This is a genomic window from Blastococcus sp. SYSU DS0973 (genome assembly GCF_054051055.1).
The window spans coordinates 1-25,050 of sequence record NZ_JBJHAN010000002.1; the positions used below are offsets into that span (position 1 = coordinate 1).

Consider the following 25,050-nt stretch of genomic DNA (forward strand, 5'->3'; position numbering starts at 1 on the left):
GGGTGGCCTGCGTGATCGACTCGACCGCGGCCTGCAGCCTCTCCCCGCCGACGGCGTCGAGCTCACCGCGCACGGACACCGATCCGTCGGCGTGCTGCACGATCACCAGCGACCGCTGCTCGGTCGGATCGGGTTCGGGTCCGTCGGGGTCGAGCCGGGCCAGGTAGTGGTGCACCACCTGCCGCAGCTCGGCGTAGGGCTGGGTCGCCGCCACCTCCGCCAGCGCCGCATCCACCCCCGCCACATCGACGCCCTGCGCCTGCGCGGCGGCCAGGTGCTCCGGCGCCGCGACCGGCGCGACCGCGGCCACCGCCTCGGCCGACACCGCACCGGCCACCGCCGCGGCAGCGACCGCCGGCAGCTCCGCCAGTGCCCGCCCCGAACCCACCAACCGCGACGCCGCAGCCGCCGAGAACCCGGCGTGGCCGCGCAGCCAGGAGGCCATCGTCTTCAGCCCGTCGTGCTCGGCGGCCTGGGACAGCTCGCACTTCCGCACCGTGCGCGCCACCTGCGCGGCCAGCCGGTTCGACGCGGTCAACAGGCCACCGAGCCGGTCGAGCAACTCCGGGCCGAACCGGCCCGCCAGCTCCTCGGCGGCCAGGTCGTCCAGCGCGGCCGCCAACCGGCTCAGCACCTCGGACCCACCCGTCGAACGCATGTACGAAGAATACCGCCCGCCCGCCGCCGACGCAGGACGAATCCCCAGGTGAGCGGCTCGTCCACGGATCGGAGGAGGTCCTCGACGAGCCCAGCGGTCACCGCCCCGGCGAGGGCAGCAACCCCCGCTCCACCGCGACCAGCACCGCCCGCGTCCGATCGTCGACCCCGAGCTTCGCGAACACCCGCAGCAGGTGCGTCTTCACCGTCGCCTCCCCGATGAACAACTGCCGGCCGATCTCCGCGTTGGTCAGCCCACGGGCCACCCCGCCCAGTACCTCCAGCTCCCGCGCGGTCGGCGCGTCCACCGCCGGCGCCCGCATCCGGGACACCAGCCGGGCGGCCACGGGGGGCGCCAGCACCGTCTCGCCGCGGGCAGCGGCGCGGACCGCCTCGGCCAGCTGCGGCAGGGGCGTGTCCTTGAGCAGGTAGCCGGTGGCACCTGCCTCGACCGCCCGCACGATGTCGGCGTCGGTGTCGTAGGTGGTGAGCACCAGCACCCGGACCGCCGGGTGCGCCGCCGCGAGCCGGACGATGGCGGTGACGCCGTCCATGCGCGGCATGCGCAGGTCCATGAGGACGACGTCCGGTTCCTGCTCGGCCACCTGCGCCAGCGCCTCCGCCCCGTCGCCCGCCTCCCCGACCACATGGAGGTCGGGCTGTGCGTCGAGCCACCCGACCAGGCCGCCCCGGACCACGGGGTGGTCGTCGACCACGACCACCCGGATTCCGGTGCCTCCGCTCATGAGGCCGGCACCCGCACGGTCACCCGCGTGCCCTCGCCGGGCGACGACACCACGTCGACCTCCCCGCCGACGGAGGAGGCGCGGTCGCGCAGCCCCTCGAGCCCCGATCCCCGCGCGCGGGACGGGTGGAAACCGACCCCGTCGTCCTCCACGTGCACCGACACCTGCCGCGCCCCCTCGCCGCCCACCACCGACACCCGGATGACCACCGCCTGCGCCGCCGCGTGCCGGCGCACGTTGGTCAGGGCCTCCTGCGCCCCGCGCAACAGGACCACCTCCTCGTCGCGGCGCAGCGCCAGCCCACCGGCCAGCGCGGCGGTGTCCACGCGCACCGACAGCCCGGTCTCCCGGCCGAACCGCTCCGCCAGCCGGGCCAGTGCCTCGATCAACGTCGAGCCGTCCAGCGCCACCGGCCGGAACGCGGCCACCATGGCGCGCGCCTCGGCGAGGTTCTCCCGCGCGACCTCCTCGATCAGCGTGAGCCGGTCACGGGCGGCCGGCGGGTCGGTGGCGAGCTGCGCGACCGCGGTCTGCGCCAGGACGACGATGCTCGTGTAGCCCTGCGCGAGGGTGTCGTGCACCTCCTGGGCCAGCCGCTCGCGCTCGGCCAGCACGCCGCGCTCGCGTTCGGCCCGGGCCAGCTGCGCACGGGTGCGCTCCAGTTGCTCGATGAGCTCGGCGCGGTGGGCGCTCTGGTGCAGCACCCGGCTGATCCACAGCCCCAGCGCCAGGCTGAACAGCAGGCTGATGCCGGTCTGCAGCAACACCTCCCGGGCGAGCTCGCCCGAGACCGCGCGCACCAGCGGGCCGACGGCGGTGGCGCCCGCCAGCATTACCGTCCACGCCACGCCGGTCATCCGGCCGTGCACCACGAACCAGACCTGCGGATAGGCGAGGAACAGCAGGAAGAACAGCTGCGGTGACAGGAAGCCGAGCGCGCAGAACCCGGCGACGAGCACCGACAGGTACCCGACCGCACGGACCGGCGCGCTGCCGCTCAGCGCCGGCGCGCCGGCCAGCACGTAGGCCACCGCGAACGCCGCCAGCACCCCGAGGACGGCGGCCAGCCGCCCACCGTCGTGGTCGGCGACCGCCGTCGCCACGGCCAGCGTCCACAACGCCGCTGAGATGACGTGCATCCCGACGACGGTCGCCCGCCACCCGCTCTCGGACAGCGGTTCAGCGCCCCCCTCCTCCTCAGCCGGAGGGAGGAAGGCGACGCCGAGCCGGTGGCGCAGGCTCATCCGGCGTTCCGTCGCCACCGGAAGGTTCGGACGCAGACCACGACGCCGATGATCACCCATGCGGCCAGCACCGCGGCAGTGGTCCCGTGCTCCCAACTGCCCGCCGGCTCCGCGACCGCGGCGGCGTCGGGCAGGAAGACCGAGCGCATCCCCTGCGTCATCCACTTGAGCGGGAACACCGCGGCGAGCTGCTGCATCCAGCCGGGCAGCTCCGAGTACACGAAGAAGACGCCGGAGAAGAACTGCAGGACGACGGCGACCGCCGGGATGCCGGCCCCCGCGGCCCGTGCACTGCCGACGAACGACGACACCGCCATGCCGATCACCGTGCCGGCGAGGATGCCCAGCACGGCCACCCAGGCGAAGGTCAGCCAGCGGCCGGCGTCGTCGGGCATCGGCACGTCGTAGACCGTCGCCGCCACCGCGAGCAGCACGGTCAGCTGGACGACGGTGGTGAGCAGGACCTGACCGGCCTTGCCGATCCCGTACGCCAGCGGCGGGGTGCCCAGCGTCTGCAGCCGCACGAGGTCGCCTCGGTCGCGCTCCTCGGTGATCGCGATGCCGACGGCCTGGAAGCTGGTCAGCATGACCCCCGTCGCGGCGATCCCGGCCAGGAAGTACTGCCGGAAGTCCACCCCCGGCGCCACCTCCTGGCCGCCGAAGACCGACCCGAAGATCACCAGCATCACGACGGGGTAGGCGAAGGAGAACACCAGCTGGCCCGGGTCGCGGACGAACAACCGGAGCTCGAGGGCCACCCGGGCCCACCCGATGGCGACGGCGCTCGGCGGCGCCGGACGCTGGGTGGGCGGCGCCGGGGTGGGCAGCAGGGCGGTCATCGGGGCGCTCCCTCGGAGACGAGCCGGAGGTACACGTCCTCCAGGCCGGGGCGGGTGACGGTGAGGTCGGGGATCTCCCCGGTGGGGGTCGCGGCCAGCAGATCGCGCAGGACGCCGGCCGGCGCGGTGGTGACCACCTCGCGCGCGGCGCCGTCCTCGGTCCAGCGCACGGTCGCCTCCTGCCGCAGCCCGGCACCGAGGGCGCTGGGCGTGGCCACCTCGACCAGCCGGCCCGCCGCGATGACCCCGACCCGGTCGGCCAGGTGCGCCGCCTCGTCGAGGTAGTGCGTGGTCAGCAGGACGGTCGTGCCGCGGTCGCGCAGCCCTTCGATCAGCGTCCAGAACTGCCGGCGGGCGGCCGGGTCGAGCCCGGTCGTGGGCTCGTCGAGGAACAGCAGCTCCGGCCGCCCCTGCACCCCCAGCGCGACCTCCAGCCGCCGCCGCTGCCCGCCGGAGAGCCGGTCGACGCGGGTGCCCGCCGTCCCCGACAGCCCCACCGCGTCGAGCAGCTCGGCGCTGTCGTGCGGGGTCGCGTGGTAGTGCGCGTAGTGGCCGACGGTCTCCCCGACGGTGAGCGCGTCGCCGGCGCCGGTGCTCTGCCCGACCACGCCGACACGGTCCCGCCAGCGCCGATCGGCCCCGGCCGGGTCCTTCCCCAGCACCTCGAGCGATCCGCCGTCCCGCCGACGGAGCCCGGCGAGGATCTCGACCGTGGTGGTCTTGCCCGCCCCGTTCGGGCCCAGCAGCGCGAACACCTCGCCCCGCCGCACGTCGAGGTCCACGCCGTCCACGACGGCCCGCCCTCCGTACCGCTTGACCAGGCCGCGCACGCGCACGGCCGGTCGATCGCCGGACGCCGCACCCGGCAGGGCCGGCGCCTCATCGGTCGTCGTCATGCACCCACCCTGGCCGGGAGACGGGCCGGGGAGGACGACCGAAGCGCTGATCCGCCGTCCACCGATCGGTGGATCACCACCGCGGAGGTCGACCCACGGCGGCGTCCGAAAACCGCCGGAGACCGTCGTCCGGCACTGGCATGCTCGACGTCGTGAGCGAACCCCTGGACCAGGAGCGCTGCTACCGCGCCGTCGCCGGCCGGGACGCGCGCTTCGACGGCTGGTTCTTCACCGCGGTGCGCACCACGGGGATCTACTGCCGGCCGTCGTGCCCCGCGCGCACGCCGCTGGCCCGGAACGTCTCCTTCTTCTCCACCGCGGCCGCGGCCCAGGGCGCCGGCTACCGCGCCTGCCGCCGCTGCCGGCCCGACGCCGCGCCGGGCTCCCCGCAGTGGGACGTGCGCGCCGACGCCGTCGCCCGCGCCGTGCGGCTGATCGCCGACGGGCAGGTCGAGCGCTCCGGCGTGCCGGGGCTGGCGGCCCGGCTCGGCTACTCCGAGCGCCAGCTGCACCGGCTGGTCGTCGGCGAGCTGGGCGTGGGCCCCCTGGCGCTGGCCCGCGCCCAGCGCGCGCAGACCGCGCGGGTGCTCGTCGAGACGACGGACCTGCCCATGGCCGACGTCGCCTTCGCCGCCGGCTTCTCCAGCATCCGGCAGTTCAACGCCACCGTGCGCGAGGTGTTCGCCGCGACCCCCGGCGAGCTGCGCCGCAGCCGGCGTGGCACGCACGGGGGGCCACCCGGCTGGCTCTCCCTCCGGCTCGCCGCACGCGCCCCGTACGCCGCCGACGAGGTGCTGCTCTTCCTGAGCGCGCACGCCGTCCCGGGCCTGGAGGAGTGGGACGGAACGACCTTCTCCCGGGTGCTCGACCTGCCGCACGGTCCCGCGGTGGTCCGGCTCTCCCCCGCACCCGACGGCGCGGCCGCGGTCAGTGCCCGGCTGCGGGTCACCGACCTGCGCGACCTCGGCGCCGCGGTCAGCCGCTGCCGCCGGATGCTCGACCTGGACGCCGACCCCGCCGCGGTCGACGACGTCCTGGCCACCGACCCGGCGCTCGCCCCCCTCGTCGCCGCTGCCCCGGGACGGCGGGTGCCGGCCTCGCCCGACGCCGACGAACTGGCCGTGCGCGCCGTGCTCGGCCAGCAGGTGTCGGTCGCCGGTGCACGCACCCTGACCGCCCGCCTGGTCGCGGCGGCCGGCACCCCGCTGGCCGAGCCGGTCGGCACCCTGACCCACGCCTTTCCGCGCCCGGAGGCGCTGACCGCCGCCGACCTCGGCGCGGTCGGCCTCACCCGCGCGCGGCGGCGCACCGTGCACGCGCTGGCCGCCGCCCTGGCCGACGGGACGATCACCCTCGGACCCGGCGCGGAGCGCGCCGAGGCCGGGCACGCGCTGCTCGCCGTCCCCGGCATCGGCCCGTGGACGGCGGCCCTCGTGGGCCTGCGCGGGCTCGCCGACCCGGACGTCTGGCTCCCGGGCGACCTGGCCCTCCGCAGGTCCCTCGCCGCGCTGGGCAGCAGCGACACCGACGCCGCGACCCGGTGGCGGCCCTGGAGTTCCTACGCCGTCCTCCACCTGTGGGCGCTCGCCGTGCCGTCCCTGTTCACCCGCCCGGCTCCCGCCGCTTTCCCTCCCCCTGCCCTCCCAAGGAGTGCCTGATGACCGGTCCCGCCCGCCACGCGACCACCGCCACCCCGGCCGGCCCGTTCACCGCGGTCGTGACGATCGACGACGACGGCCGGGAGTTCGTCCTCGCCAGCGGCTGGACCGCCGATGTCGCCGACCTGCTCGCCGTGGTCCACCCGGCCCTGCGGCCGGACGCGTCCGCCCCGGTCGGCCGGGTTCCCGTCCTCGACACGGTGGAGGCCTTCGTCGCCGGGGACGTCGCCGCGATCGACGACGTCGTCGTCCAGCAGCGGTCCGGGCCGTTCCTCCAGGAGGCGTGGGAGGTCCTGCGGACCGTCCCCGCCGGCCGGCCCGACACCTACGCCGCCTTCGCCGCGCGCTGCGGCCGCCCGGCCGCGGTGCGCGCCGCGGCCAACGCCTGCGCCCGCAACGCCACGGCGCTGTTCGTCCCCTGCCACCGGGTGCTCGGCTCCGACGGCGGGCTGGGCGGGTTCCGGTGGGGAACGCCGGTCAAGCGCTGGCTGCTCGACCACGAGGCGGAGCACGCACCGGTCCCGGCCTGAGAAAGGACCTCCCTGCCACCGCCCGCCCGCCCGCGGCGGCGCCCTCGAAGGGGACGGGACGCGCTGACGAACCGGACCCTTGCCCGGAACTGTCGGTCGCCTCCGGCACCCTCCACGGCATGGACGCCGCTTCCCTGCTCCTCGGGCTCCTCCTCGGCGCGCTGCTGGGTGCCGCGATCACCCTCGGCGTCGTCACGCTGCAAGCCCGCCGGCGGCCGGCGGACGCCGGGCTCGAACCGGTGCACGAGTCGCTGGACCACCTGCACCGGCTGCTGGCCGGCATGGAGCGGGCCCGCGCGACCGCCCACGGGGAGCTGCGGGAGCAGATGGGCAGCGTGGGCCAGGCGTCCGCGCAGCTGAAGCACGAGACGGCGGCGCTGGTCACCGCACTGCGCACGCCGCACGTCCGGGGCCGCTGGGGCGAGGTGCAGCTGCGGCGGGTGGTGGAGGTCGCCGGGCTGCTCGAGCACTGCGACTTCGTGGAGCAGCCGGCCGGCACGAACGACGAGGGCGCCGGCGTCCGCCCCGACCTCGTCGTCACCCTGGCCGACGGGCGGCAGGTGATCGTCGACGCCAAGGTCCCGTTCACCGGCTACATCGAGGCCGTGCAGGCCGAGGACCGGGCGGTGCGGGCCGAGCGCGTCGCGATGCACGCCCGCCAGCTGCGCGCCCACGTCGACGCGCTGGCCGCCCGGCGCTACCCGACCGCCTTCCGCCCGGCGGCGCCCTTCACCGTCCTGTTCGTGCCGTCCGACGGCTTCCTCACCACCGCCCTGGAGGCGGAGCCGGGGCTGCTCGAGTACGGGTTCGCCCGCGACGTCGTCCTGGCGACGCCCAGCACGCTGCTGGCGCTGCTGCGCACCGTGGCCTACTCCTGGCGGCAGGAGCGGCTGGCACGCGACGCCGACCAGGTGCTCGAGGTGGGCCGCCGCCTGCACGCCCGCCTCAGCACGCTGTCCGGGCACCTCACCCGTCTGGGCTCGGCCCTGTCGACGACGCTGAGCCGCTACAACGAGACGGTGGGCTCCTACGAGCGCTCGGTGCTGACCGCCGCCCGGCGGTTCGACGACCTCGGCATCGCCGAGTCGCCCGTACCCGAGCCGGTCGAGGTGGAGGCGACGATCCGCACCCTCCGGCCCGCCGACGACCTCGGTCGGCCGGACGTCGCCGGGCAGGAGCGCGACGGAACGTCCGGCTGAGCCGGAGCGCGTGTCCGGCTGAGCGGCACGCCGGCTCCCGGGCGCGCCCTGCCGGCGCCGAGAGGCGGGGCTCGTCCGCCCCCCGTGTCACACCCACCACGGGGCGTGACTGGCCTCCCACCGGCTCCTGGGAACGCGGTGCCGTCTTCCCACGAACTCCCAGCTCGGGTCGCTACCGTTGCCCTGGAGGTCGGCCAGTCGGGTCGCCCTGCGGAGCGGGACGGAGGTGCGCCATGGCCACGGCGAGCACGGCAGGCGCATGGCAGGGCGGCAGGCGCCCCGAACGGCCGCACCCCGCACGGGCACCGCGCGCCTCCTCCGGCGACGAGCGCACCGGCCGCCCGTCGCGCCCACCCGTGCCGGCGCCCGGCCGGGCCGCTGAGCGCCTCCGCGCCGCTGAGCACGGGTACGCCCACGACCGCTACGCGCGGCCGCCCGCCGGCACCCGCCGGCGGGAACCGGTGGACGGCCGACCCGCCGCCGCGCGGGCGGCCCAGGAGAGCAGCCGGGGTCGCACCGCCTCCCCCGACGGCGCCCGGGAGAGCCGCCTCCGCGGCTCGGTCGCCGTCCTCGGGGTCTTCCTGCTGACCCTCGCCGGCTGCGCCGTCGACTCCTTCGTCGGCATGGGCCTCGGCATGATCACGCTGGTCACCCTGTCGGCCGGCATCTCGATCGCCACGCTGCTCGTCCGGAAGCGGGACCTGCTCTCCGTCGTCGTCGCGCCGCCGCTGGTGTTCACGCTGGTCGCCGTGGCCAACATCAGCCTCGCCCCCTCGGCGACGCTGAACCTGCCGACCATGGCCACGCTGCTCGTGCGTGGCTTCCCGACCATGGCCGTCGCCACCGCCGTCGCCGTGGTGCTGTCCCTCGTGCGGCTGGTCACCCGCCGCTGACCTCTCCTGGCACGACGAAGCCCCGGCCGCGCTGAGCGCGACCGGGGCTTCGTCGTCGTCGGATCAGTCCGCCACGGGCTCGCCGCGGCGCTTGCGCAGCTCGTGCGGCAGCGCGAACACCAGCCGCTCCTCGGCCGCCTTCACCGTCTCGACGTCGGGGTACCCCCGTGCGGCCAGGAAGTCCAGCACCTCGCTGACCAGGATCTCGGGCACCGAGGCGCCGCTGGTGACCCCCACGGTCCCGACGCCCTCGAGCCAGGCCGGGTCGATCTCGGCGGCGTAGTCGACGAGGTGGCTGTCGCGCGCCCCGGCCTCCAGGGCCACCTCGACCAGGCGGACCGAGTTCGAGGAGTTGGTGGAGCCGACCACGAGCACCAGATCGCACTCACCGGCCATCTTCTTGACGGCCTGCTGCCGGTTCTGGGTGGCGTAGCAGATGTCGTCGCTCGGCGGCGACTGCAGCCCCGGGAACCGGTTCTTCAGCTGGTCCACCGTCGCCAGCGTCTCGTCGACCGACAGCGTGGTCTGGGACAGCCACACGACCTTCTCCGGGTCGCGCACCTGAACGTTCGCCACGTCCTCGGGGCCGTCGACGAGCTGGATGTGGGCCGGGGCCTCCCCGGAGGTGCCCTCGACCTCCTCGTGGCCGCGGTGACCGATCAGCAGGATGTCGTAGTCGTCGCGGGCGAAGCGCTTGGCCTCCTGGTGCACCTTGGTGACCAGCGGGCAGGTGGCGTCGATGGTGTGCAGCTGCCGGGCGGCCGCCTCCTGGTGCACCGCCGGGGAGACCCCGTGCGCGCTGAAGACGACGACCGAGCCCTCGGGCACCTCGTCGGTCTCGTCCACGAAGATCGCACCACGGCGCTCGAGCGTCGCCACCACGTGCTTGTTGTGGACGATCTGCTTCCGGACGTACACGGGCGCGCCGTGGATCTCCAGGGCGCGCTCGACGGCGACCACCGCCCGGTCCACGCCGGCGCAGTACCCCCGGGGATCGGCCAGCAGGACACGTCCGCGCTGATCAGCCATGGCCCCCATGGTAGTTGAAGGAGCCTGTGGCCCCCGTCACTCGCGAGCTCGCGACGGGGCCCTGTGCGGGGCCGCACCACGGGGTGTATTCGCACACACCGGGTGTCGGTCGGAACGTTCTGGGGCACGCTGTGCCCCATGGCCCGTGAGATCCCCGAGGTTGTCCGCGCTGCCGCCGGTCTGGCGGCCACCGTGCTGGACGAGGCCCGGAAGCTGCCCGAGACCCTGCCCGGCCTGCCGGTGCGCGTCATCGGCATGGCGATGCAGCACGCGATGAAGGTGCAGCAGACCTATGCCGGGCTGGTCGCCCGCGGCGACGAGCTGCTCGTCGGGCTGCGTGGCGACGCCGAACCGGGCATGGCGACGTTCGACGACGACGAGGCGCCCGCCGCGGGCTTCCGTGGCTCGGCCTTCGACCGGGTCGGCGACGCCGGCACCATCACCGACGAGGAGGTGGCCGACCTGCCCGACGACCCGGCCGCCGACGCCGTCGTCGCCGCGATCGACGACCTCAGCCAGGAGCTGGTGGAGGACCTCGCCGACGGCGCCGAGGAGCTCACCGACGGCGCGGACGAGGCCCAGCAGTCCCTCACCGACCTGCCGGCGGCCGACGCACTGACCACCGACGAGGTGCTCGACGAGCTCGCCATCGACGAGGCGGTGCCGGCGACCCCGGACACCGACCCGCTGACGCCGGCCGCAGGCGACGCGGTGGTCACCGAGGACGCCGACGCCCTCGAGGCGGCCCTGCTGGAGTCCGACCCCGCGCCCGCGGTCGCCGACACGGAGGCGACGGCCGACGTCGCCACGTCCACCTCCGTCGACGTGCTCACCCCCGAGGGTGACATCGCGACGGTCGACGCGGCGATCACCGACGAGGGCGTCGCGGCCGTCGAGGCCCCGGCGGAGGAGACCGGCGCGGACGAGACCGTGGCCACGACCGACGGCAGCGTCGCCGGCACCTCCGACAGGGACACCTCCGACACCGACATCTCCGACACCGACACCGCGGCCACCGGCACGAACGCCGGGCCCGACGTCGCCGTCGACGAGGGCGGCACCCCCGTCGCCGCGGCCACCGGGGTGCGCACCGACGAGGGCCCGGCCGACACCGACGAGACCGACGCCGCGATCGCCGAGGGCGCGACCGTCGACGCCGTCGGCGAAACCTCGGACTCCCCGACCGACGACCCGCAGGGCGGCAGCGAGGTCTCCGGCGCTCAGGCAGCCGGGGCCGCGCCCGTCGACGGTTACGACAGCTTCTCCATCGCCCAGCTGCGCGGCCGCCTCCGCGGCTACCAGCTGAACACCGTGTCCGACCTCCTCGCCTACGAGCAGGCGACCCGCGCCCGGGAGCCGTACCTGCGGATGCTGCGCAACCGGCTGGAGAAGCTCGAGGAGCAGGCGGTCGAGTCCAGCCCGCTGGCCCCCCGCGGCGGCGCCTGAGGAAAAACCCTCTGCCCCCACTGCTCACAGCGGGCCCTGGCACGGGCCGGGGCGGGGCAGGGGGCGTCCGGTTGCTGTCGGTCCCGTCTGACACGCTCGGGACATGACCGCCCCGTCCACCCCGGAGTCCCCCTGGCCGGTGCGCACGGTGGCCCGGAAGGTGGCCGACTGGATCGGCCGGCTCGGCGAGGTGTGGGTCGAGGGCCAGGTGGCCCAGCTGTCCCGGCGCAGCGGCGCGGCCACGGTCTTCCTCACCCTCCGCGATCCGGCCGCCGACCTGTCGGTGCCGGTCACCTGCCACCGCGACATCGCCGAACGGCCCGGGCTGGAGCTCACCGAGGGCGCCCGGGTGGTCGTGCGGGCCCGGCCGGACTACTACGTCGCCCGCGGCTCGTTCTCGCTGCGGGCCACGGAGATCCGGGCGGTCGGCCTCGGTGAGCTGCTGGCCCGCATCGAGCGGATCCGCCGCCTGCTCGCCGCCGAGGGCCTGTTCGACCCCGCCCGCAAGCGGCCACTGCCCTTCGCCCCCCGGGTGGTCGGTCTGATCACCGGCCGGGACAGCGCCGCCGAGCGGGACGTGCTGGTCACCGCCCGCCGACGCTGGCCGGCGGTGCGCTTCGCCATGCACAACTGCACCGTCCAGGGCCCGCAGGCGGCGGGCAACGTGATCGAGGGCCTGCGGAAGCTCGACGCCGACCCGGCGGTCGAGGTCATCGTCGTCGCCCGTGGCGGTGGCTCGGTCGAGGACCTGCTGCCCTTCTCCGACGAGGGGCTGGTGCGGGCGATCGCGAGCTGCCGCACGCCGGTGGTCACCGCGGTCGGGCACGAGACCGACACGACGCTGGTCGACCACGCCGCCGACGTCCGGGCCGCCACCCCGACCGACGCCGCGCACCGGATCGTGCCCGAGATCGGCGAGCAGCGGCGCCTGGTCGACGGGCTGCGCGCCCGCGCGCGGCACCTCGTGGTCGCGCGGCTGGAGCAGCAGGAGCGGTGGCTGGACTCCGTGCGCACCCGTCCCGTGCTCGCCTCCCCCGACCGGCTGCTGCACGGCCGGGAGGACGACGTCCTCGCGTTGCGCACCCGGGCGCGCCGGACGCTGACCCATCGCGTCGAGGCCGCCGAGCGCGACCTCGAGCACGCCCGGGCCCGGGTGTCCGCCCTCAGCCCCGCCGCCACGTTGGAGCGCGGCTACGCCCTGGTGCAGCAGGCCGACGGTGCGCTGGTGCGCGACCCCGCCCAGGTGGCCGACGGCGAGCTGCTGCGGGTCCGGGTCGCCGGCGGCCGGCTCCCCGTGCGCGTCGATCGGGCCGCAGCCCCCGACGCCGATGCCGTTCCCACCCCTCAGGAGGACCCCGCATGAGCGTCACCGACGAGAGCGCCCCCGAGCCGACGACCACCTACGAGCAGGCCCGCGAGGAGCTCGCCGACGTCGTCCGGCGACTGGAGGCCGGCGGCCTCACGCTGGAGGAGTCGCTGGCCCTGTGGGAGCGCGGCGAGGAGCTGGCCCGCCTCTGCCAGCACTGGCTCGACCGCGCCCGCGAGCGCCTGGCTGCAGCCGCGCCCGCCGACGACGCCTGAGCCGCCCGGCACCCGGAACCGCCGGCTCAGGCCGGCGGACGGAGCCGGGTGTCCGGGGCGACCACGAGCCCGGCGTCGGCGAGGGCCGCCAGCACCCGCTCGATGCGCTGCTGCAGCTCCGGCGTTCGACCACCGGAGGGGATGACCCCGGCGAGCGCGCCGGCGGTCTCCTCGTCCAGGCAGCGGGCCAGCACGTCGCGCACGTCGGTCGGACCTGCGGCCCGGGCCACCGGGATCCGGGTGACCATGCCGCAGGCGCACGACCCCCCGTCGGCCGGGGCCCGGTGATCACTGCGTGGGCATTCCTCGCGTGGCGGCATCGGGCACTCCTCGGGCGGTCGGGTCACTGGTCGATCCCGCCACCCTCCCGCCGCGGGGACGCCGCGGCGCGGGGACGCACCGGGGAGTCACCATGTCGTGACCTTGCGACCCCCGACCGCGCGGTCAGCCGGACCAGGGCCGCACCGCGGCCGCGACCGCGGTCAGCTCGTCGTCAGCGGCCGATCCGGTGACCACCACCGTGACGCCGTCGGCCACCCGTGACAGCGCCGTCTCGCCGCGCTCGGTCGTCGAGCGGGTCCACTGCTCGCCGTCCACCTCGACCGCGCCGGCTTCGGTCGCCCCGTCGAGCACCGCGCCCACCGCCTCGGCGTCAGCGGCGTCGGTGACGACGTAGCCCGCGTAGTCGCCGGAGGGGGTCAGGTACCCGATCTGCAGAGTGACCGCGTCGCCCGGGGAGGCGTCGCCGGCATCGGTGCGCGCGCTCGTCGGCCGGTACCCCTTCCCCAGCCCGTCGGGGACGAGCACCGGGTACTCCGCCCGGGACTGGGCCAGCTGGATCGTGCTGCTCGGGTCGATCTCGCGCACCGGGTCCCCCGGGTCGTTGTTGATCGAGACCCAGCCCACGATCAGCAGGCAGATCAGCACCAGGGGCAGCAGCGAGCGCAGCATGTTGGCCGCGCTCAGCCGGTTGGCGCGCTGCACCGCCGACGGCGGCGGGGGCGCCTCCGCCCCGGGGGCCGCCGCGTGGTGGGGGACCTGGGGGCGCTGGCTCGTCGGGCCGATTCCGGTCATGCCCCTAGGATCGCAGGCGAGCGCTTTCCCACCGCCGCCCAGCGCCCACGCAGCATCCGCCCGGCGCGTACACGTCGGGCACGGCCGGGCCGGGGCACCGCCACCACCCGGTGGCCCAACCAGGAGGTCCCGTGTCGCTGCCCCTTCCCGATGGCCCCCTCCCCTCGACGACGGCCGGGCACGGCTTCGCCAACGACCGCCCCGCGCCCGACCGGAACCTGGCGCTGGAGCTGGTGCGCGTGACCGAGGCGGCCGCGATGGCCGCCGGGCGCTGGGTCGGCCGCGGCGACAAGAACGGCGGTGACGCCGCGGCGGTCGACGCGATGCGCGCGCTCATCGGCACGGTGCGCATGAAGGGCGTCGTCGTCATCGGCGAGGGCGAGAAGGACGAAGCGCCCATGCTCTACAACGGCGAGCAGGTCGGCGACGGCCAGGGGCCGGAGTGCGACGTCGCCGTCGACCCGATCGACGGCACCACGCTGATGGCCAAGGGCATGCCGAACGCGATCGCGGTCATGGCCGTCGCCGAGCGGGGTGCCATGTACGACCCGTCGGCGGTCTTCTACATGGAGAAGCTGGCCACCGGCCCGGCCGCGGCCGACGTCGTCGACATCACCGCGCCGGTCGCGGAGAACATCCGCCGCATCGCCAAGGCCAAGAAAAGCTCGGTCGGCGACGTCACCGTCTGCATCCTCGACCGGCCGCGCCACGAGCAGCTGGTGCAGGAGGTCCGGGATGCCGGCGCCCGCATCAAGTTCATCACCGACGGCGACGTCGCCGGTGCGATCGCCGCCGCCCGCGAGGGCACGGGCGTGGACCTGCTGCTGGGCATCGGCGGCACCCCGGAGGGGATCATCACCGCCTGCGCGCTCAAGTGCATGGGCGGCGCGCTCCAGGGCCGGCTGTGGCCCAAGGACGACGACGAGCGGCAGAAGGCCCTCGACGCGGGCCACGATCTCGACCGCGTGCTGCACATCGACGACCTGGTGCGCGGCGACGTCTTCTTCGTGGGCACCGGCATCACCGACGGCGAGCTGCTGCGTGGGGTCCGGTACAGCGCCGGCGGCTGCACGACCCAGTCGCTGGTCATGCGCTCCCGCTCGGGCACGATCCGCTCGATCGACAGCCTGCACTCGCTGGAGAAGCTGCGCGCCTACTCCGCTGTGCCCTTCGACCGGAACTGAGGAAGGACTCTCCTGCACCCAGCGCTCGCAGGCTCGCCGCGGGCCCTTGCAGGAGGGCCGGGGCACGGCTTCCGACCGCCGCGAGGGCGCCCGCGCTCACTCCAGCTCGGTGCAGGCCATCACCGCGTAGGGCTTCACCCGGCCACCGCAGGTGCTGGCGTACTCCTCGTAGTCCGACAGCGGCGGCGACTCGTACATGAGGTCGTCGCACGACTGGAGCTCGCCGTCGAAGCAGGTCTGCGCATAGGTGTCCAGGGCACCGTCGGGGCCGAGGTCCCCGGGCTCCACCGGCGGGAACTGGTCGACCGGACCGGTGGGCGTGCCGGCGTACCACCCCATGCTCTGGTCCAGCATGCCCATGGCGGCGTCCATCTGGTCCTGGGCGCCGTCGGCCATCCCCTGGCGGATGCCCTCGGTGAGGCCGGGGGTCAGTTCCTCGGCCATCGCGCGGCCGATGTCCTCGGCGCTGCCGATGAAGACCGCGCTCACCAGGAAGGTGGCGGCCACGGCACCGACGGCCAGCCCGCCCAGGGCCGCACCGGCGACCGCCCAGCGGCCGCGCCCGGACGGTGCGGCAGGTACCGGCGCGGCGGCCGGCACCGGCGGCCGCCAGGACGTCGTCGACGCCCGGTCCGGCACCGGCTGCGCCGCGGGGGTGGCCCAGCCTCCCGGAGGCGGCCAGCCGGCAGCCGCCGGCTCCTGGGGGGACGGCGCGCCGCCGGGGTCCGGGCTGAGAGGCGGCTGGGACATGAGGCCCTCCTCAGGACTCGTGCCGGAGCGGCACCGTCGACGGCGCAGGTGCGCCGGCGCTCAGGGCCTTCCTCGGCGGGCCGCAGGGAGGGCGGAACCGACCCGGTCCCCCACGGGGATCTAGGGTCCCGTGCGGAGCACTGTCACCATCCACACCACCGGGAGCACAGCGTGGCCCAGCAGAACGGCGCAGCGCAGGACGGCGGAGACTTCCGCATCGAGCACGACTCCATGGGAGAGGTCCGCGTTCCCTCCTGGGCCAAGTGGCGGGCGCAGACGCAGCGCGCCGTCGAGAACTTCCCCATCTCCGGGACCCCGATCGAGCGGGAGCTGATCGGCGCGCTGGCGGCGATCAAGGGCGCGGCGGCCGCCGTCAACGCCGACCTCGGCGTCCTCGACCGGTCGATCGCCGACGCCATCACCGAGGCCGCCGGGGCCGTGGCCCGCGGCGACTGGGACGCGCACTTCCCCATCGACGTGTTCCAGACCGGCTCGGGCACGTCGAGCAACATGAACACCAACGAGGTCATCGCCTCGCTGGCCACCGAGTCCCTCGGCGCGCCGGTGCACCCGAACGACCACGTCAACGCCTCCCAGTCGTCCAACGACGTCTTCCCGTCGGCGATCCACATCGCCGCCACCCGGGCCGTCGTCGTCACGCTGATCCCGGCGCTGCGGCACCTCGAGGCCTCGCTGCAGCGCAAGGCCGAGGAGTTCGCCGAGGTCGTGAAGAGCGGCCGCACCCACCTGATGGACGCCACCCCGGTCACGCTCGGGCAGGAGTTCGGCGGCTACGCCGCGGCGGTGCGCTACGGGGTCGAGCGGCTGGAGGCCTCACTGCCCCGCATCGGCGAGCTGCCCCTCGGCGGCACCGCCGTCGGCACCGGCATCAACACCCCGCCCGGGTTCGCCGCCGCCATCATCGAGAAGCTCGCCGGTCAGATGGAGCTGCCGCTCACCGAGGCCCGCGACCACTTCGAGGCGCAGAGCTCGCGGGACTCGCTGGTCGAGGCGTCCGGGCAGCTCAAGACGATCGCCGTCGGGCTGATCAAGATCGCCAACGACCTGCGGTGGATGGGCTCGGGCCCCCGCACCGGCCTGGGCGAGATCCAGCTCCCCGACCTGCAGCCGGGCAGCTCGATCATGCCGGGCAAGGTCAACCCGGTGATCCCCGAGGCGGTCATCCAGGTCGGCGCCCAGGTCATCGGCAACGACGCCGCGGTCACCTACGCCGGCACGACCGGCGTCTTCGAGCTCAACGTGACGCTGCCGCTGATGGCCCGCAACGTGCTCGAGTCGATCCGGCTGCTGGCCAACGTCAGCCGGCTGCTGGCCGACCGCTGCGTCGACGGCGTCACCGCCAACGTCGAGCAGTGCCGCACCTACGCCGAGTCCTCCCCCTCGATCGTCACGCCGCTGAACAAGTACATCGGCTACGAGGAGGCCGCCAAGGTCGCCAAGCAGTCGCTGGCCGAGCAGAAGACGATCCGCCAGGTCGTCGTCGAGCGCGGCTACGTCGAGCAGGGCAAGCTCACCGAGCAGCAGCTCGACGAGGCGCTCGACGTCCTCTCGATGACCCACCCCTGACGGTCGCGCGGGAGCGGGAGGGACACGAATCGGTCTCCCTCCCGTTCCCGCGCGCCGACCCGGGCCGCGATCGGGGCGCAGGGGCGCTAGCGTCGTCCCCGATGACCGAGACAGCGAGCACCCCAGACGTAGCCCTGCGCTGGCCGGGCGGCGAGCTCCCCCTCCCCGTGAAAACCGGGACGGAGGGCGCCGACGGCATCGACACGAGCAAGCTGCTGGCGACGACCGGCAAGGTCGCGCTGGACATCGGCTTCGTGAACACCGCCGCCTGCACGTCGGCGATCACCTACATCGACGGCGACGCCGGCATCCTCCGCTACCGCGGGTACCCGATCGACCAGCTGGCGGAGAAGTCCAGCTTCCTGGAGGTCAGCTACCTGCTGATCTACGGCGAGCTACCCACCGCCGACCAGCTGGCGGAGTTCGACGGCAAGCTCCGCCGGCACACGCTGCTCCACGAGGACCTGAAGCAGTTCTTCAACGGCTTCCCGCGGGACGCCCACCCGATGCCGGTCCTCTCCTCGGCCGTCAGCGCGCTGTCCACCTTCTACCAGGACTCGCTGGACCCCTTCGACGAGGACCACGTCGAGATCAGCACCCTCCGCCTGCTCGCGAAGCTGCCGACGATCGCGGCCTACGCGTACAAGAAGTCGGTCGGGCAGCCGTTCCTGTACCCGGACAACTCCCTGGGCCTGGTGGAGAACTTCCTCCGCATGACCTTCGGGTTCCCGGCCGAGCCCTACGACGTCGACCCCGACCTCGCCAAGGCGCTGGACATGCTGTTCGTCCTGCACGCCGACCACGAGCAGAACTGCTCCACCTCGACGGTCCGGCTGGTCGGCTCCTCGCACGCCAACCTCTTCGCCTCCGTGTCCGCGGGCATCAACGCGCTCTTCGGCCCGCTGCACGGCGGCGCCAACCAGTCGGTGCTGGAGATGCTCGAGGCCATCCGGGCCGACGGCGGGGACATCCCGCGCTTCGTCGAGCGGGTGAAGAACAGGGAGCCCGGCGTCAAGCTCATGGGCTTCGGGCACCGGGTGTACAAGAACTACGACCCCCGCGCGGCCATCGTGAAGTCGACGGCCGACACCGTGCTGGACAAGCTGGGCGGCAACAACGAGCTGCTCGACCTCGCGCGCCAGCTCGAGGAGATCGCGCTGAACGACGAGTTCTTCATCCAGCGCAAGCTCTACCCGAACGTCGACTTCTACACCGGGCTGATCTACCAGGCGATGGGCTTCCCGACGCGGATGTTCACCGTGCTGTTCGCGATCGGCCGACTGCCCGGCTGGATCGCGCAGTGGCGGGAGATGATCGCCGACCCGACGACGAAGATCGGGCGCCCCCGGCAGCTCTACACCGGCGCGACCGAACGGGACTACGTACCCGTCGACGCCCGCTGAGGAAGCACCCCGTCCTCCTCGCCTCCGGCAGGCTCGGGGCGAGCCCCGGGACGGGGCCGAACCGGGCCGGGTGACCCTCCGGGGTCACCCGGCCCGTTGCGTTCCGGGGCGAGATCCCTACGGTGGGTGGACCCCCGCTCTCGGAAGGACCGCGCATGGCCGAGCCCCCTGACGAGGATCTCCTCGTCCTGCCGCCCATGCCCTTGGCGACCGGCCGGTTCCTGGAGCCCGACGGTGAGGGCGCCCCCGTTCGGATCACCAAGCTGGAGTTCGTCGTCTCGACCGAGGACGGCGGCGAGCTGCGGATCCCGCTCGAGCACCGGCACGGCGCCTGGTGGGCGCCCTGAGGCGCGCGCCTGGCGCCCCCTGTCTTCCTCCGAGGTCCACCCCACCCCGAACGGGTGCCCTCCGGAGACCGGCTCTTCAAGCGTCTCCTACGGCGTGTCGATGGATGTGCGAGAGCTCCTGACCACAACGGCACCAGGAGCCCCATCCGTCAGGACCAGATCGCCCGGGGGACGCAGTGGCCGCTTCGCGTACGTCCACGCGTGCGACCACGTCGGGACCGGCGTCCCCGACCCGGACAACCTCGACCCGCGGCACCGCCGCACGCGACGCCGCCGCCCGTGCTGCCGCCCCTCGCACCGCTCCCCGCCGCACGGCCGCCGCTCGCCCGGCCGGGTCGGCGACGGGTGCGAAGCGCGCCCCGGCCCGACCGCCCCTGACCCCGGCGGAGGCCACGGCGCTGCGGCAGGCACTGGCCCTGCGCCAGGCCGCCGCCGCCCGTCGCGGCGTCACCCCCGAGCAGCTGGCCGCGGCCCGCGCAGCCGTCGCCGCTCGCTCCGGCGCCCCAGGCCCGGATCCGTCCCGGAGTGCGACCGGCCGCGGGCGCCCGGCCGCCGGTCGCGCCGCGGTGCGCCGCGGGCGGGCCCGTGGCCGCATCCGCGCCGCCCGCCGGAAGCGCACCGGCTCCACCTGGTCGACGCGCCTCGGTGTGGTCGCGACCAGCGCGCTGCTCGTCCCCGCTGCGCTGGCCCTGCTGCTGCCCGGGGCGCAGGCTCCCGGCGGCGCCGGCTCCGCGCTCGACCCGACCACGCTGGCGCTGAGCGCCCGCAGCTCGCTGCTGGAGCAGGCCGACCGCTACCAGCGGCTGGCCGGCGAGGTCGCCCTGCGGCGCACCCGACTCACCGATGCGCTCACCGCCGAGCAGGCCGCGCGCGAGGAGCTCGCCACCCGGCAACAGGCCGTCGGCGCCGGAGCGGCCGACCTGTACCGGGCCGACGCAATCGGCCGCTACCCCGTGCTGGGACTCGACCTGCACGACGCCGAGGCGACCCCCGGCGTGCTGTACCAGCAGGCCCTCGCCGACCGCGCCGGGGCGGACCGCTCGGCCGACGTCGTCCAGGCCGCCCGCAGCGCCGCCCGGCTCGAGGCGGCCGTGGCCCGCGTGGCCGATGCGCGTGCCGCCGCGGTGGCCGCCGACCGGCGCGCCGCCGACGTCCTGTCCGCCGTGCGCGCCGAGGTCGGCGACCTCAGCCCCGAGGTGTCCGGCCGGCTCGCCGCCCTGGGCACCGCCCGAGCCGCGGGCGCGCAGCAGGAACGCAACGCCGCGGCGACGCGCCGCTGGCAGGAGTACCTGGGCCGGCTCGCCGCCGCCGGCATCGCGCCGCCCCCCGCGGCCGCGCTGACCGACCTCACGAGCCTTCCGGCCGGCATGTCCCCGGCGCTCGACGCCGACGGCCGACCCGTGCCGGGCGTGGCCTGGGCGGTCATCGGGAACGAGCCGGTAACCGTCCTCCCCGCCGAGACGGTGGCTGCCGTGAGCAACGCCCTCTCCCAGCTGGGCAAGCCCTTCCTGCCGGGCACCGCCGGGCCGGAGACCTACGACTGCGGTGGGTTCACCGCGGCCTCCTGGCTGCTCGCCGGATACGCGCTGCCGGGCAGTCCCGAGGCGCAGTGGGCCTCCGGCGCGGTGGTACCCACCCGGGACGTGCAGGTGGGCGACCTGGTCTTCCCCCCCGGCGGCCAGGACGTCGGCATCTACGTCGGCGACGGCGACGTCGTCGGCGCCTCCGCGGCGTCCTACCAGGTGGCCGTGCGGGCGATGGCCGCCAGCTCGTCGGCCGTGCGGGTCACCGCGCCCGCACCCGGCGCAGCCAACCCCGCGCTCCCCGCCGGCGGCGGGACCGGCGCGTGCGGCGCCCCGCTGCCGCAACCCGGCCCGGTGAGCCCCCGGTGGGGCGGCTGGGAGAACGGCCGCATCCCCGCCGAGGCGCTGTGCCGGCTCGGCATCGCCGGCCACGCGCTGCGCTGCGACGCGGCCGCCTCCTACGCCCGGCTGGACGCGGCGTTCACGGAGGAGTTCGGCGTCCCCCTGCGGATCACCGACTCGTACCGGTCCCTCGGGGCGCAGGTCGCGGCGTTCTACGCCAAGCCGGGGCTCGCCGCCGTCCCGGGGGCGTCCAACCACGGCTGGGCACTGGCGGTCGACCTCGGCGGCGGGGTCAACGTCGCCGGCACGCCGCAGTGGACCTGGATGACCGCCAACGCCGGCCGCTTCGGGTTCGTGCAGCCCGACTGGGCGAGCCCCGGTGGCGAGAAGCCCGAGCCGTGGCACTGGGAGTACGGCCACATCTCCTGAGCCCTGTGCGGAACGCGGGACCCGCGCTCAGATCCAGGGCAGGTCGACGACGCGGCGCCAGGGCAGCGTGACGCTCGCGTCACTGGCCTGACCGGCCAGCCGCCGGGCGACGCCGGGCCCCGCGCAGGCGACCGGCCGGTGCGGCGTCACGACGACGTGCATGTCGGGCAGCGCCAGGCCCGCCCCGGCGATCCGGTGCAGGAGCAGTTCGGGAGCCACCAGCGCGGCCGAGGCCAGCACCGGCACGGTGCGGTGCGACCAGAGCGCCAGTGGACCCTCCACCCGCAGCTCGAGCCGGACGTCGTGCGCCCGGCCGGTGGCCGCGGACCGGACCCGGTGCAGTTCCGCCGTGCGCGCCGCCGGCGAGGGCGCCCACGGCAGCGCCAGCTCCCCCCGCACCACGACGACGGTCCAGCCGATCGAGGTCTCCGAGCCGTCGGCCCAGTCGAGCACGGCGACCCCGGCGGTGGCCGCGGCGGCATCGGTGACCGGGCGGCGGGCCACCCAGGTCCGCAGCGCGGCGGCGATGCCCGCGGCCGTGCCCGGGACCCCGGCGCGGCTCATGTCGTCGGCGAGATCGGTCAGCGACACCCGCTGGACCCGCTCGTCCTCCTCCAGGTGGAGCACGGTCCCGGCACCCGGGCGCCGGACGAGGTCGAGCTGCAGCCGAGGAGAAGCCAGGCGCGGCAGCAGCTCGGCCGCGACGTCGTGCAGGTCGACGACCTCGACCGGGGCCGCCCGGAAGCGGTGCAGCAGGCGTGCGGACGGCGCGGTGCCGAACAGGCTCGAGGTCACGCGCGGCTCCGGGCGTCGAGAAGACCGCGGAGCCGGTCGGGCAGGTCCGGCAGCGCCAGGACGCCGGCGAGCTCCGCCGGGCTGAGCCGGACGGGCAGGACGTCCTCGTCCCAGCCGGTGGCCAGCCGGACCCGGGCGGTCGACGCGGGCCAGACGGCCTCGCGGGCAGCGGCCACGTGCAGCTCGGTGAGGACGTCCTGCAGGTGGACCGCGGCGACGGGGTGCACCGACCGGTCCCCCAGCGCGGTCCGCACGGTGTCGGCGAGCAGCGTCCGCGCAGCGGCGTCGAGCCAGTGCGGGAGCAGGACCGGCGCACCGGTGTCCCCGGACGGCAGCGCGCTCACCGGAGGTCGTCCCGGTTCCGCAGTCCGGTCGCCGGCGACGCCGGGACAGCGCGGTGGCGGTTGCTCGGACGGGGCGTCACACAGTGGATATCGGCAGGTGCAGGCACCAACGGACCCCTCACCGGCGCTTTTTCCGGGATCGACCCGCGAGCGGGGTCGCCCGGGACGCGGCAGCACGTCCCGCCCCGCGCGTACCCCTGGCACCGGCGGACGGGCCGGGCACCCCGGATGCGCAAGATCCCGTGGGCCCGCACGGAGGTGCGGGCCCACGGGATCTCGGTGTCCCGTCCACGACGGGGCGGGGGCGCTACTGGTCGGCGAGCTCGGCCAGCCGGTGCTTGAGGGCCTTCTCCACCCGGTCGGCGTAGACGTTCATGTTCCGCACCGAGGTGTTGAGATCGGCCGACAGCTGCGTCTTGGTCTGCCCGCCCCAGGTGGTCAGGTACCACGTCGCCCAGCCCAGGACGTTCGGCTGACCAGCGCGCTGGTCGCGGCGCGCGTCGGGGTCCGGGGCACAGGCGGCGGTGAGGGCGTGGGAGAGCAGCGTCTGCTCGGCCTCCCCCATGATCTCGTCCGGCGCCTCGGCGGAGTCGGGCAGCAGGATCTCGGTCGCCTCGGGAGCGCCGTCGAGGGACTGCAGGTTGCGCAGGCCGTTGAGGGTGGCGACGGTCTGGGAGTTGCGGCGCAGTGTGGCGATGCTCTGCCCCATGTAGGCGGCGAGCTCCTTCTCGCTCGGCCGCCGCTGGTGCTCGGCCATGAAGGCGGCGATCGCCTTCTGCTGCTTGTGCTCGGTGTCGGCGGCGGTGCGCCCGTGGGCGTTGCGGCCCAGGTCGTGCACCCACTTGGACAACTGGGTGGCGAGGAACGCACCGAACGGAACGGACTTGGTCTCGTCGTACTGGGCCACGGCCTTGAGCACCCACTCGAACACCTGCTGCCCCAGGTCGTCGGGGTCGGGCAGGTGCAGGCGGATCGTGCTCATGTTCCGCTGCAGCCGCTTGAGGCTCACCGGCCCGTAGTGGCGGCACAGGTCGGCCAGGAAGTCCGGCGGGAGGTCGCGCGGGGTGCGCCGGCGGACCCCCGTCTCGGCGCGCAGCCCGATCGTGGTCACCCCGCGGCCGGAGCACCAGGCTCTGATCCAGTCGGCCAGCACGGCGGCCGAGCCGCAGGCGCCGTCGACCCGGTAGAGGCCGTCGCCCTGGTCGTAGCTGACCGTGACGCCGTCGGGCAGCTCCCGGCAGAACTCGTCCAGCGGCAGCTCGTGGTCGACGCGGAAGTGAACCCGGTCGCGGGGGGTGATGGGCGCCAGCGCCCACCCCTCGGCCTCGGGGATGCCGCCGAACACCAGGGGCGGGCGGTTGCGGGCCCGGTCGTCCGCGGTCGGCTGGCTCGGGATGCGGTCGGGCATGGGAACTCCTGGCGCTACGGGGAAGAAGAGGTGCCGGGTAGGCCGGCGCCGGCGTACCGCTCGGGAGGCCGTCAGGCCGGGATGCGCTCCCCCGGGCCGGGGAGGCGCGGCGAGGGCACGGGCGAGATCGGCGACGACTGGCCCGGGAGGGCGTCGATGGCGTCGACGGGGAGCGCGTCGGCACGGGCGGCGCCCGCGGCGGCGTGCTCGAGGAGTGCGGTGGCGGCAGTGCGCTCGGCGCCGCTGGGCTCGGCCGTGTAGACCGGCATGTGGTCGTACAGCGAGGTGAACAGCGCCGAGACGAAGGCGTACGCCGCCTGCGCCTGCGGCGAGAACCGCGCGACCGCGGTACGGGGGCCGAGGTCGACCCCGACGGTCACCCGGACGACGCGGTCGTCCTTGCTCAGGCCGGTGACGGCGAAGACCACGTCGTCGTGCTCGGCGGCCAGCGTCGCGAGCGCCGCGAGGCACTTGCGGGTCGCGCCGCGGCGCGGCCGCAGCTGCACGTGGACCACGACGGACTCCTGCTCACCGGCCTGGTCGCCGGCCGCCGAAGCGGTGAATGCGTTGCGTGCCATCTTGATCGCCCCCTGTCACTTGCTTGGGGAGGAATCTGCCGCATGCACGCACCGAACTCGGCACACAACTCGCCGTGTCGACGCAGTTGTCGGGGTCGAGCTTCGGCAATAGTTGCCCGTGTCGCGCCCCACGACGACGGCGCCGCCGTCAGATTGGCACTGCCTGCCGAGGTGAACCCCCGGCAGCCGTGCAGATGTGTCAGTCCTGGGAGCGCGCCGCCTCGACCGGGCCGTCGGCGGCAGGGGTGCCGGCGTCCGCGTCCGCCCGGGGCGCCGGTGCGAACGCCGCGAGGGCGCCGAGCGTGTCCGCGGTGACCTGGGCGGCCAGGAGGTTCGCCTCGGCGATCTGCCGGTAGACCTCCTCGCGATGGATGGCGACCTCGCGGGGGGCCTTGAAGCCCAGCCGCACGGTTCCGCCTCGCACCTCGACGACGTGGATCTCGATGTCGTCGCCGATGCGGATGGTCTCGCCGACGCTGCGGGTGAGTGTGAGCACGTGTACCCCTCCATGGGTGTGTGACGGCCGTCCGTGGCGGTGCCCGGCGGTGCGGGCGTGGGCCGCTGCGTG

26 protein-coding genes are annotated in these 25,050 nt (G+C 75.2%); 12 read left to right on the plus strand and 14 right to left on the minus strand.

From position 1 onward, the window contains the following. From ACI791_RS03770 to ACI791_RS03790, 5 genes are all read right to left on the minus strand, one after another. On the minus strand, positions 1-658 hold a 658-nt coding region (locus ACI791_RS03770; protein ID WP_456584814.1), incomplete at its 3' end, for a DUF222 domain-containing protein. Between the two features lie 97 nt (positions 659-755). Beyond that, positions 756-1,403: a response regulator gene (locus tag ACI791_RS03775; RefSeq protein WP_456584815.1), complete on the minus strand. Its 648-nt coding sequence runs from the start codon at positions 1,401-1,403 to the stop codon at positions 756-758. Next, on the minus strand, positions 1,400-2,647 hold the full coding sequence (locus ACI791_RS03780; protein ID WP_456584816.1) for a sensor histidine kinase: 1,248 nt from the start codon (positions 2,645-2,647) through the stop codon (positions 1,400-1,402). Before ACI791_RS03780 ends, ACI791_RS03775 begins: the two co-directional genes overlap by 4 nt. Next, the gene (locus ACI791_RS03785) at positions 2,644-3,486 is read right to left on the minus strand and encodes an ABC transporter permease (RefSeq protein ID WP_456584817.1); all 843 of its coding nucleotides are present in this window, start codon (positions 3,484-3,486) and stop codon (positions 2,644-2,646) included. The genes ACI791_RS03780 and ACI791_RS03785 overlap by 4 nt, the downstream gene beginning before the upstream one ends. Continuing rightward, positions 3,483-4,382, minus strand: a complete 900-nt coding sequence (locus tag ACI791_RS03790; protein ID WP_456584818.1) for an ABC transporter ATP-binding protein — start codon at positions 4,380-4,382, stop codon at positions 3,483-3,485. The genes ACI791_RS03785 and ACI791_RS03790 overlap by 4 nt, the downstream gene beginning before the upstream one ends. Positions 4,383-4,534: 152 nt before the next feature. On the opposite strand from ACI791_RS03790, the gene ACI791_RS03795 reads away from it, so the two are divergent. From ACI791_RS03795 to ACI791_RS03810, 4 genes are all read left to right on the plus strand, one after another. Further along, entirely contained in the window at positions 4,535-6,040 is a 1,506-nt protein-coding gene (locus ACI791_RS03795; protein ID WP_456584819.1) for an AlkA N-terminal domain-containing protein, read from the plus strand. After that, a complete protein-coding gene (locus tag ACI791_RS03800) occupies positions 6,040-6,570 on the plus strand; it encodes a methylated-DNA--[protein]-cysteine S-methyltransferase (protein WP_456584820.1) in 531 nt (176 codons plus the stop codon). Before ACI791_RS03795 ends, ACI791_RS03800 begins: the two co-directional genes overlap by 1 nt. 119 nt (positions 6,571-6,689) lie before the next feature. After that, positions 6,690-7,769, plus strand: coding sequence for a DNA recombination protein RmuC (locus tag ACI791_RS03805; protein WP_456584821.1), 1,080 nt, complete (start codon positions 6,690-6,692; stop codon positions 7,767-7,769). 233 nt (positions 7,770-8,002) lie between these two features. Next, positions 8,003-8,662: a DUF6542 domain-containing protein gene (locus tag ACI791_RS03810; protein WP_456584822.1), complete on the plus strand. Its 660-nt coding sequence runs from the start codon at positions 8,003-8,005 to the stop codon at positions 8,660-8,662. A gap of 63 nt (positions 8,663-8,725) precedes the next feature. Here ACI791_RS03810 and ACI791_RS03815 read toward each other — a convergent pair whose 3' ends face one another. Beyond that, on the minus strand, positions 8,726-9,691 hold the full coding sequence (locus ACI791_RS03815) for a 4-hydroxy-3-methylbut-2-enyl diphosphate reductase (protein ID WP_456584823.1): 966 nt from the start codon (positions 9,689-9,691) through the stop codon (positions 8,726-8,728). 138 nt (positions 9,692-9,829) lie between these two features. Here ACI791_RS03815 and ACI791_RS03820 point away from each other — a divergent pair, with 138 nt between their 5' ends. The 3 genes from ACI791_RS03820 to ACI791_RS03830 all read left to right on the plus strand — a co-directional run bounded on the left by ACI791_RS03820 (position 9,830) and on the right by ACI791_RS03830 (position 12,718). Then, positions 9,830-11,137 (plus strand): hypothetical protein, encoded by a 1,308-nt coding sequence (locus tag ACI791_RS03820; protein ID WP_456584824.1) that lies wholly within the window; start codon positions 9,830-9,832, stop codon positions 11,135-11,137. Positions 11,138-11,240: 103 nt separating this feature from the next. Continuing rightward, positions 11,241-12,500: an exodeoxyribonuclease VII large subunit gene (gene xseA / locus ACI791_RS03825; RefSeq protein WP_456584825.1), complete on the plus strand. Its 1,260-nt coding sequence runs from the start codon at positions 11,241-11,243 to the stop codon at positions 12,498-12,500. Next, positions 12,497-12,718 carry an exodeoxyribonuclease VII small subunit gene (locus ACI791_RS03830; RefSeq protein ID WP_456584826.1) on the plus strand — a complete coding sequence of 74 codons (222 nt, stop codon included), beginning with the start codon at positions 12,497-12,499 and terminating at the stop codon, positions 12,716-12,718. Before xseA ends, ACI791_RS03830 begins: the two co-directional genes overlap by 4 nt. Positions 12,719-12,744: 26 nt before the next feature. Here ACI791_RS03830 and ACI791_RS03835 read toward each other — a convergent pair whose 3' ends face one another. After that, positions 12,745-12,966 carry a hypothetical protein gene (locus tag ACI791_RS03835; protein WP_456584827.1) on the minus strand — a complete coding sequence of 74 codons (222 nt, stop codon included), beginning with the start codon at positions 12,964-12,966 and terminating at the stop codon, positions 12,745-12,747. A gap of 196 nt (positions 12,967-13,162) precedes the next feature. Continuing rightward, entirely contained in the window at positions 13,163-13,792 is a 630-nt protein-coding gene (locus tag ACI791_RS03840) for a DUF4245 domain-containing protein (protein ID WP_456584828.1), read from the minus strand. A gap of 131 nt (positions 13,793-13,923) precedes the next feature. On the opposite strand from ACI791_RS03840, the gene glpX reads away from it, so the two are divergent. Then, on the plus strand, positions 13,924-14,976 hold the full coding sequence (glpX, locus tag ACI791_RS03845; RefSeq protein WP_456584829.1) for a class II fructose-bisphosphatase: 1,053 nt from the start codon (positions 13,924-13,926) through the stop codon (positions 14,974-14,976). Between the two features lie 96 nt (positions 14,977-15,072). On the opposite strand, the gene ACI791_RS03850 is transcribed toward glpX, so the two are convergent. Next, positions 15,073-15,726: a hypothetical protein gene (locus ACI791_RS03850; protein ID WP_456584830.1), complete on the minus strand. Its 654-nt coding sequence runs from the start codon at positions 15,724-15,726 to the stop codon at positions 15,073-15,075. A 171-nt stretch (positions 15,727-15,897) separates the two neighbouring features. Here ACI791_RS03850 and ACI791_RS03855 point away from each other — a divergent pair, with 171 nt between their 5' ends. The 4 genes from ACI791_RS03855 (at position 15,898) to ACI791_RS03870 (ending at position 21,357) form a co-directional block, all read left to right on the plus strand. After that, positions 15,898-17,313: a class II fumarate hydratase gene (locus tag ACI791_RS03855; RefSeq protein WP_456584831.1), complete on the plus strand. Its 1,416-nt coding sequence runs from the start codon at positions 15,898-15,900 to the stop codon at positions 17,311-17,313. A gap of 101 nt (positions 17,314-17,414) precedes the next feature. After that, on the plus strand, positions 17,415-18,716 hold the full coding sequence (locus ACI791_RS03860; RefSeq protein ID WP_456584832.1) for a citrate synthase: 1,302 nt from the start codon (positions 17,415-17,417) through the stop codon (positions 18,714-18,716). Between the two features lie 155 nt (positions 18,717-18,871). Next, positions 18,872-19,063, plus strand: a complete 192-nt coding sequence (locus ACI791_RS03865; protein ID WP_347059494.1) for a hypothetical protein — start codon at positions 18,872-18,874, stop codon at positions 19,061-19,063. Between the two features lie 566 nt (positions 19,064-19,629). Beyond that, a complete protein-coding gene (locus ACI791_RS03870; RefSeq protein ID WP_456584833.1) occupies positions 19,630-21,357 on the plus strand; it encodes an NlpC/P60 family protein in 1,728 nt (575 codons plus the stop codon). 27 nt (positions 21,358-21,384) lie between these two features. On the opposite strand, the gene ACI791_RS03875 is transcribed toward ACI791_RS03870, so the two are convergent. The 5 genes from ACI791_RS03875 to csrA form a co-directional block, all read right to left on the minus strand. Next, entirely contained in the window at positions 21,385-22,152 is a 768-nt protein-coding gene (locus ACI791_RS03875) for a hypothetical protein (RefSeq protein WP_347059491.1), read from the minus strand. Further along, a complete protein-coding gene (locus tag ACI791_RS03880; protein ID WP_456584834.1) occupies positions 22,149-22,496 on the minus strand; it encodes a hypothetical protein in 348 nt (115 codons plus the stop codon). Before ACI791_RS03880 ends, ACI791_RS03875 begins: the two co-directional genes overlap by 4 nt. Positions 22,497-22,803: 307 nt before the next feature. Next, positions 22,804-23,904, minus strand: a complete 1,101-nt coding sequence (locus tag ACI791_RS03885) for a flagellar biosynthesis protein FliA (protein WP_456584835.1) — start codon at positions 23,902-23,904, stop codon at positions 22,804-22,806. 71 nt (positions 23,905-23,975) lie between these two features. Then, complete coding sequence (locus ACI791_RS03890) at positions 23,976-24,482, minus strand: hypothetical protein (protein ID WP_456584836.1); 507 nt, start codon at positions 24,480-24,482, stop codon at positions 23,976-23,978. Positions 24,483-24,681: 199 nt separating this feature from the next. Then, entirely contained in the window at positions 24,682-24,978 is a 297-nt protein-coding gene (csrA, locus tag ACI791_RS03895; protein ID WP_456584837.1) for a carbon storage regulator CsrA, read from the minus strand. Positions 24,979-25,050 lie beyond the last annotated feature (72 nt).